Below are 7,599 nucleotides of genomic sequence, written 5' to 3' on the forward strand. Positions count from 1 at the left end.
CTGACTTATTGCTGCGATATTTTTGAGACGGGCAATGATTCTTACCGGATGAAACACCGCTCATAGGGTGGCTCAATTTTAGACCACAACTGTGGCTCAGTTTTGGAATGGAATTGACAGCCGGCAAACCGAGAAAATTCCAATGGGGTCCGCCCCCCTCCGATAACGAACTGTTCGGCTCTGCCGAAAACGGCGAATCTTAAATGCCCGGGGCTGCTAACGGCAAAAAGCCGTCTGAATTTTTCAGACGGCCTCAAAACCTGCTAGCGGGTTATTCCATAAAAATTTCTTGAAGCACAGACAAAATATCGAACAGCACCGCATCGCTCAAATGTCCCATTGACTTGACCAACCGGCGTTTATCGACAACGCGGATTTGATCCAACAAAACCAATCCGTCTTTACCTCCAAATGTTACCGGAACACGAAAAGGAGCCGGGCGCCCGGCAGAAGTGAGCGGCGCAATGATGACTGTTTTCAAATGATCGTGTATTTCAGACGGTGAAACAATTACACACGGTCGCGTCTTCTGTATTTCGCTGCCCACGGTCGGATCTAATTGAACCCAAAACACTTCACCACGCTTTACCATTGCCACTCTGCAACCTCATCTTCCCGGAAGTTTTCCCAAGCCAAACCGTCTTCTCCGTGTCGTACCAAATCTTCAGCCGCCGCTGCCCAACCGTTGCGCACGGTAGGTTTGGGTTTGCTCAAAACAATAGTGCCGCCCACAACGGACATTTCAACACAATCGTTAAAGCCAAGCTGATTTATAAGGGTTTTGGGAATAATTACCCCCTGAGAATTGCCCATTTTTCTAATCACAGTTTTCATGGCGGGGCTTTCAATTATTGCTATAAATGTAATAACAATGTTATTACATAAATTGGTTTATGTCAAACCCCACTTATCCACAAAAAACGTGCATATCTCTCTGCTCAAAACACCCAAACGCCTATCTGCCCATAAAAAATCAAACTGCCCAAAAAATCATCAGGCCGCACGGCCTTAAGGTGTCTGTCAGTGGTCTCTGCTGTGCTCTCTGTATAGAAAACGGCTTCGGCGGACAAAGCACTTCGGCGTTTTGTACGCTGTACTTTGTCCGTCATGTACAAAGACATGATTTGGCAAGGTTTTTCAAACATCCCAAACAGGCCGTCTGAAAACGGAAAAACGGGCTTTCAGACGGCCTAAAACGCCCAAAACGTCTGTCCGAGTATCAAAACAGCGGCCGTTTCGGCATCTCAACGGTGAAAACCGCCGAAACCGGGGCGGCTGGTCGTAAAAAAACCGCCGTTTGGGCGGACGGCGGCGGCAGACGGGCGCAACAGGGCGGCGGCCTTATGGCGCGGTGGGTTTTTCGGGGGTGATGCCGGCATTTTTGAGAACGGCCTGCCGCAGTTTTTCGATCGCCGCCTTGTCGGGCTTGTCGGGCGGCGGTTTGGCCGGTTTTTCACGCTCGGCCGCCAATGCTGCCAGTTCGCGCAACACTTTCTGCTGTTGGGCTTTGAGATCGTCTTCAGACGGCCTGCCGTTGGCTTTGCGGTCGGGCGGGAAAAAGCCCAGCCAGCCTTTGAGAATACTCGCCTCCATAATCGGGCGCAGGTCGAGGTTTTGGTTGTGGAATTTGGCCAATTGCTTTACGGCGGCTTTTTTTGCGCCGTTGCCGGCTTTTTTGCCGGCTTGCGCGCGCATATCCAAATAGGCGTGCCACAAATCGAGCGGGATAAATTTCGGCAGGCGGAAATTGTCGCGGTCGTGGTGATGACGGCTGTCGGTGGACGGAACGGGTATGCCCCTTAATTCACAGAGCTTGGCCAACAGCACTTCGCGGCTCAGATACCAGTGCATCTTGCCGTGCACGCCGCCGCGCCGGTATTGCACCAAGCCCAGGTTCAGCAGAATGCGGCGCACTTTTTCGTAACCGCGCCGTTTTAAGCCGAGCTCCTGCTTCAGATGGGCGGCGGTTTTATAAATCCAGCCGCATTTTTTGGGTTCTTTGTCGGCCACGTCCGACCACCAAAACAGATTGCTCAGAAATGCCGCCGCCTGAAAATCGTGCGCGCAAAGGGGCATAAACTCGTCATAGACTTGGACGAATTTGTCGGAAAGATGCGGGCGCAGATCGGCTATGAGCATTTGTATTACTTGTACTCTTTTACTTTTTGAACCCGTACTGTCTGATATAAGCGTGGGTTCATTTTCAATTTACCGCCAGTAAGTATTTGGATTCGATAAGCTTGCTTTTCCGGAACCATTTCCTGCCATTGTGTTACAGCCGATGGACTGATACCTAGAGCCCTTATAACCGCTATTTTTGTTCCGTAAAAGGCAATAACATTTCTTGTTCGCATATATGGGTATTTCTTTATTTAAGTTTACTTAAATTATAGGTGTAAAGAATACTTAAATCAATATGAGTTAAGATAACTTAAATTAGAGAAATTTAAGATGGAATGAATTGTGGAAGCGAAAACTATCGGAGAGCGAATCCGAAAAATGCGAAAAGAGAGGAATTTGACTCAGCAAGATTTGGCAAGAAAGCTGAAAGATGTATCACACGTTGCCATTTCACAATGGGAATCAAATACAACCAAACCAAATGCAGAGAATCTGTATGAGCTGTCAACTTTATTTGGTTGTGATTTTGGGTGGTTGCTAAAAGGTGAAGATGGGGGATCTACGAATGTCAAAATAATTCCAAATGTTTTTGCTGTACAAATTCCCATCTTGCGCTATGAAGATATCCGAGAGTTTGATGTGGCTCATCCTCTTATATCAATAACAGGAGAGTACATCATGACTGATATTCAAAGTTCGACATCCACCTTTGCTCTTAAACTCAAAGATGATTCAATGAGACCTGCATTTTCAGACGGAGATGTTATTATCATCGATCCTTTAGAAAATCCCGATCCGGGGGAATTTGTACTGGCGCAAGTTGGAAACGATATTCTGTTTAGAAAGTACAGGATTGACAATCTTGATAAATTCAGCCTTCGACCACTTGATTCAGATTATCCGGTAATTTCATCAAGTGAAGCCAAAATTAAAATTATCGGTACTTTAGTTGAACATAGAATCTACAGAAGGAAGCGCTAACAGATAAGGCCGTCTGAAATTTCAGACGGCCTTTTGACAATTGCAGATTATGAATCTAATTTAATTTACTCATCTGGCCATTTTTGCCATTGGGGTAGTACAGCAACAACGGTCAGGTGTTTTTCTGATACCGTGTAAACGATGCGGTAGCGCAACGGATAAAGCTCGCGGGTGTTTTCAATCATACCCGGCTTGCCCATGTGCGGTTGCGAAGCGGCCAAATCCAACAGCCGCTCAATCTCCTGAAAAGCTTTTTGTGCGGAATACATACCTGCAAAATCTTTTCGGGCATCCAATAACTTGTCCAACTGCCCAGATGCCTGCCCTGACCAAATGATTTTCACTCAGACGCCTCCTCGGCAGCCCATCGGGCAAATTTGTCTTCTATTTTTTTACAAACTTCCGAATGCTCAAACACCCGTCCGGCAGCAATATCGGTCAACCCTTTCTCGACTTCGGCGCGGACATAAGCCTCATATCGCTGACGCTCGATAAAATCGCGCATAAATTCCCGCACCAACTGGGAGGCATTGCGATCAGATAAGCGGGCAGCTTCCATAAATGCTTCTTTTTCTGCGTCTGGTACATTCATTATAAATTGAGCCATTTCAATCTCCTTTCATTTTTTGGATATATATTCAATATATATCAAGTAGTTTTCTGAATCAACTAAAAATATTTATATTATTTAATATCAATATATTAGGTTTAAATTTTAATTAAACTTAAAATAATGCTTGAGTTAAAATTTAAGTTATCTTAAAATTTAAGCCGTGGGTAGCATTAGCAACGCAATTACCCAGAAGATATATCAAAGTTCTTTAACAACTCGAAATCGTAGCAACCGGCCTTCGAACCGTGTCGTTCCTGATTTTAAAAAGCATATGCAGGCTTCGCTCGGAAACAACACGGCACACGCAGAAAAGGCTTCAAGCCTTTGGGTAAACCGCACAAACGGTTACGGGCAGCATTCAACCGCCCAAAAGAAAAAGCCGCGCATCCGGGTAGCGCAGCAGCGTCCGGTAACAGGCGGTTGTTGAACGTATTGACAATCGGGGCGTATCCCCGATGCAGGAGCGATAATCTGCGGACAAGCTCCAAACTGCAGTTTGATTTTTTTGAGGCGGCCTCTTTGCAGGCAGATTCAGGGCTGAGTGCCCTTTGGTGTGCCGGTGATGCACACTCTTTATAAGACGGTCCCGCACACCGTCTTACGGTCTGTACCCGGACCCAGGCCCGTTTGCACAAGCGGGTTTCCGTGTGGGTGCCGTTGTTTTACACGGATTGCGCCGTGAATGTAACAACGGTTGTTTTATGACGGGCCAAGCCAACCGGATAAAGCCGTAAGCCCGTTGATTTTTATAAATATGCTATGATTGGGCGGTATGGAACTGCTGATTAATAAGGAGTGAAAGATGACGACTTCTTACGACACCGATTTTGCCGCATGGGCCGCCGAACAGGCAGGGCTGCTGCGCGCCGGTTTGGTGGACAAAATCGACTTTAGAAACTTGGCCGAGGAAATCGAAGATATGGGCAAAAGCGAGCAGCGGGCTTTGGAAAGCCGTTTGCAGGTTTTAATCTGCCATCTGCTGAAATGGAAGTTCCAGCCCGAGCGGCGGGGAAATTCTTGGAAAGCGACTATTTATGAACAGCGGCGCGGCATTCGAAAACTGCTGAAAGAATCACCCAGCCTGAAAAGTAGGTTTGACGATGCGGAATTTGTACTGGATGCTTGGCTGGACGGCGTAGCCGCCGCCCTGCGCGAAACCGAGCTGGAAAACACCTTTCCCGAACAGGCGGTTTGGAGTATGGCAGATATTTTAAATGATGAGTTTCTGCCTGAATAATATTCAGACGGCCTCAATATCGAAAAGCCCGCTTATATTTATAAGCGGGTTTTGCTTTTAGAGAACGGGTAGCGGAGCTTTGATATATGAAAGAAGAAATCAGAATACTGAGAGACACGGCGGCTGAAATTACCGAGTTCTACGAGCAGAAGGGCGGCAGTTATCTTGCATTAGGCAGGGAATTTTTCAATTTGAATAGGGAAACCGTAGCCGAATATACCGCGCTGGCCGGCATTGCCAACCGTTACCGACATAAGTTTGCGTGGTATTTAAACGATTCTCCGCTGATTGAACAGTGCAGTATTGATATTGAAAAGGAAGCTGCCGAGTTTAAAGCGTGCTTCGCTGATTTTTTTCAGTAGTTTTAGCAGGCCGTATGGAGAAAGGTTTTCAGACGGCCTTTTTATTCCCACCAACTTTATTACAAGGAGAGCCACCATGCTCAATGCCCACACCCGCAAACCCATGCCGGTATCCGTTATCGGCATCTACGATTCGCTCGAGGCGGCTTCGCGGCAGGTCGATCTGTTTATGCGCAAACACGACCCCGATGCCTGCGCCAATATCGTGCCGTCTGAAAACGGCAGCGGCTACACGGTTCGGGCGGTCAAATGGCAATAAAAAACCGCTTCCTTGCGAAAGCGGCTTTGCGGAGACGGTAATCTCATGGAGAAATGCAGATTATCCCCGTTTCCCGTCATGATGGCAATATCTTCTAACCATGCGCCCTTCGGGGCGTATTTGTATAAGGAAAACAATATGAAGCGTTTTTTGGCGGTTTGCGCCGCATCGGCGGCTTTGTTGGTACCCGTATCCGTGCAGGCGAATGATGTACTCACCGGCGATACGCGGCTGGCCTGTGAAGCCCTGTTGTGCCTCAGCAGCGGCGGGCGGCCGTCTGAATGTAATGAATCCATCAGACGTTATTTCAGTATTAAACACAAACGTCTGCATAAAACCTTGCAGGCGCGCAAAGATTTTCTGAACCTCTGCCCGAGCAGTAAAGAACAGAATATGCCCGACTTGGCAGATGCGCTGGCCAACGGTGCGGGGCGTTGCGATGCGGCAGAGTTAAACCGCATGATGCGGGCGCATTATACGGTGCGGGTTGCCGATAAAGGCGGCCGCCGTGCCGACCGCTCCTACCACATGGTGCGCAAGTCCTATATCCGCCATGCCAAACCCGATTACTGCCGGGCCTATTTCGATCATGAATGGACGACTGCCGGCGATAAGGTGAAATATATCGGCGAAGAGAAAAACGGCGGCCGCTGGGTGGATGTGCCGTAACAGTCTTCACTCCGGTCAGGGTTCCTATCCTCCATCCCATTCCCTGATTGGTTTTGACGGCGGGGCATCTGCTCCGCCGCTTTTTACACACCCAAGGCCGTCTGAAAAAGGCGGGTTTCGGTGTGTGATGAGCTTGTGGCCGATGCGGCCGTTTTTTTGAAAAAGGAAATAAAAATGAAAGAAGCGCACTTAATCGTGCAGGGTAAAGGCGGTGTGGGCAAATCGTTTTCGGCAATGATTGTCGCGCAATATCTGAAAGCCGCAAACGACGGGGCGGTTTACTGTTTCGATACCGACCCCGTAAACCAGACTTTCGGCCGTTTCGGCGCATTGCAGGCTGAAACCGTGAACATTCTGACGGCCGACAACACCATCGACACGCGCAACTTTGACGGTTTGATCGAAAAACTGATTGAAAACGAAGGCATGGCGGTGGTGGATAACGGCGCGGCCACGTTTGTACCGCTGATGTCGTACATCGCCGAAAACCATGTGGACGAACTGCTGAAAGAAAACGGCGTGCGCCTGATTCTCCATGTGCCGGTGATGGGCGGCCAGGCATTGGAAGATTGTGCTGTCGGTTTGGCGCAAACGGCTAAAACTATCGATGCCGAAATCGTTGTGTGGTTAAACGAACATAACGGCGCAATCCGTCTTACCGACGGCAAGGGCTTTACCGATCTGCCCGTCTATAAAAACAACCAAGCCAAAATCATCGGCATCGTCCACCTGCCGCACCGCAACCCCGACACCTTCGGCAGGGATATACAGGCCATGACTGCCGCCAGCCTGACTTTTGAAGAGGCGGATAAATCGCCCGAGTTCGGCATCATGCCGCGCCAGCGCCTGCGCACGGTGAAGCGCGATTTGTTCGCCCAGTTGGAAAAACTGCCTGTTTGGGTGAACCGCAAACCGTGAAGGGGCAGAAGATGCAGCCGACCGATAACGATACGGCCGCTTCCGATGCCGCCGGCCATATCACCGCCGAAGTCTTCCGCCTCACCGGTATCCGCATCGGCACAGACGACCCGGTGATGGCGGTGCTGTTGATGCAGCAGCGGATGTTCAACGAAGCCTTCTCCGAACACGCCGCCCGTCAAATCGAAATAAGCGGGGCTTTTTACAAACGCATCGATGCCCACGAGCAAAACATCACGGACGCGGCGGCGAAGCTGGAAAAATACCGCGAACAGTTGCTGGCCGAATTGGCGCAGCACGCCGGCAGCCGAGTCCAAGAGGCGGAGCCGCGTATTGATGCAGCGGTATCCGCCCGCATTGCCAAAGATACCGCCGAGGCCGATGAGGCCTTTTTAGGCCGTCTGAAAAAGCTGCCGGCAATTGCATTCGCGGCGGTTTT

The 7,599-nt window shown here is 49.3% G+C and carries 13 protein-coding genes; 7 read left to right on the forward strand and 6 right to left on the reverse strand.

All coding sequences use genetic code 11. From position 1 onward, the window contains the following. Window positions 1-271: 271 nt before the first annotated feature. The 4 genes from IR141_RS11475 to IR141_RS11490 form a co-directional block, all read right to left on the reverse strand. Entirely contained in the window at window positions 272-592 is a 321-nt protein-coding gene (locus tag IR141_RS11475; protein ID WP_135033485.1) for a type II toxin-antitoxin system PemK/MazF family toxin, read from the reverse strand. Next, window positions 586-741 carry a hypothetical protein gene (locus IR141_RS13570; protein WP_209304430.1) on the reverse strand — a complete coding sequence of 52 codons (156 nt, stop codon included), beginning with the start codon at window positions 739-741 and terminating at the stop codon, window positions 586-588. Before IR141_RS13570 ends, IR141_RS11475 begins: the two co-directional genes overlap by 7 nt. A 600-nt stretch (window positions 742-1,341) precedes the next feature. Beyond that, window positions 1,342-2,139 (reverse strand): hypothetical protein, encoded by a 798-nt coding sequence (locus tag IR141_RS11485; RefSeq protein ID WP_228068252.1) that lies wholly within the window; start codon window positions 2,137-2,139, stop codon window positions 1,342-1,344. Window positions 2,140-2,144: 5 nt separating this feature from the next. Then, window positions 2,145-2,354, reverse strand: coding sequence for a Cro/CI family transcriptional regulator (locus tag IR141_RS11490; protein ID WP_135037383.1), 210 nt, complete (start codon window positions 2,352-2,354; stop codon window positions 2,145-2,147). A 109-nt stretch (window positions 2,355-2,463) separates the two neighbouring features. On the opposite strand from IR141_RS11490, the gene IR141_RS14250 reads away from it, so the two are divergent. After that, on the forward strand, window positions 2,464-3,102 hold the full coding sequence (locus IR141_RS14250) for a LexA family transcriptional regulator (RefSeq protein WP_135037386.1): 639 nt from the start codon (window positions 2,464-2,466) through the stop codon (window positions 3,100-3,102). Between the two features lie 65 nt (window positions 3,103-3,167). Here IR141_RS14250 and IR141_RS11500 read toward each other — a convergent pair whose 3' ends face one another. Beyond that, entirely contained in the window at window positions 3,168-3,446 is a 279-nt protein-coding gene (locus IR141_RS11500; protein ID WP_135037389.1) for a type II toxin-antitoxin system RelE/ParE family toxin, read from the reverse strand. Beyond that, window positions 3,443-3,709, reverse strand: coding sequence for a hypothetical protein (locus IR141_RS11505; protein ID WP_135037392.1), 267 nt, complete (start codon window positions 3,707-3,709; stop codon window positions 3,443-3,445). The genes IR141_RS11500 and IR141_RS11505 overlap by 4 nt, the downstream gene beginning before the upstream one ends. 808 nt (window positions 3,710-4,517) lie before the next feature. Here IR141_RS11505 and IR141_RS11510 point away from each other — a divergent pair. The 6 genes from IR141_RS11510 to IR141_RS11535 form a co-directional block, all read left to right on the forward strand. Continuing rightward, complete coding sequence (locus IR141_RS11510; protein ID WP_135037396.1) at window positions 4,518-4,952, forward strand: DUF29 domain-containing protein; 435 nt, start codon at window positions 4,518-4,520, stop codon at window positions 4,950-4,952. Window positions 4,953-5,038: 86 nt separating this feature from the next. After that, entirely contained in the window at window positions 5,039-5,314 is a 276-nt protein-coding gene (locus IR141_RS11515; protein ID WP_135037400.1) for a hypothetical protein, read from the forward strand. 76 nt (window positions 5,315-5,390) lie between these two features. Next, on the forward strand, window positions 5,391-5,573 hold the full coding sequence (locus IR141_RS11520; protein WP_135037403.1) for a hypothetical protein: 183 nt from the start codon (window positions 5,391-5,393) through the stop codon (window positions 5,571-5,573). Between the two features lie 138 nt (window positions 5,574-5,711). After that, window positions 5,712-6,242, forward strand: a complete 531-nt coding sequence (locus IR141_RS11525; protein ID WP_135037406.1) for a TrbM/KikA/MpfK family conjugal transfer protein — start codon at window positions 5,712-5,714, stop codon at window positions 6,240-6,242. Window positions 6,243-6,416: 174 nt separating this feature from the next. Next, on the forward strand, window positions 6,417-7,160 hold the full coding sequence (locus IR141_RS11530) for a conjugal transfer protein TraL (protein ID WP_135037409.1): 744 nt from the start codon (window positions 6,417-6,419) through the stop codon (window positions 7,158-7,160). Window positions 7,161-7,171: 11 nt separating this feature from the next. Further along, window positions 7,172-7,599, forward strand: a 428-nt coding sequence (locus IR141_RS11535) for a hypothetical protein (RefSeq protein ID WP_135037412.1), incomplete at its 3' end; no start/stop codon positions are given.

It is taken from the genome of Neisseria sp. 19428wB4_WF04 (genome assembly GCF_015235335.1).
GTDB lineage: Bacteria > Pseudomonadota > Gammaproteobacteria > Burkholderiales > Neisseriaceae > Neisseria > Neisseria musculi.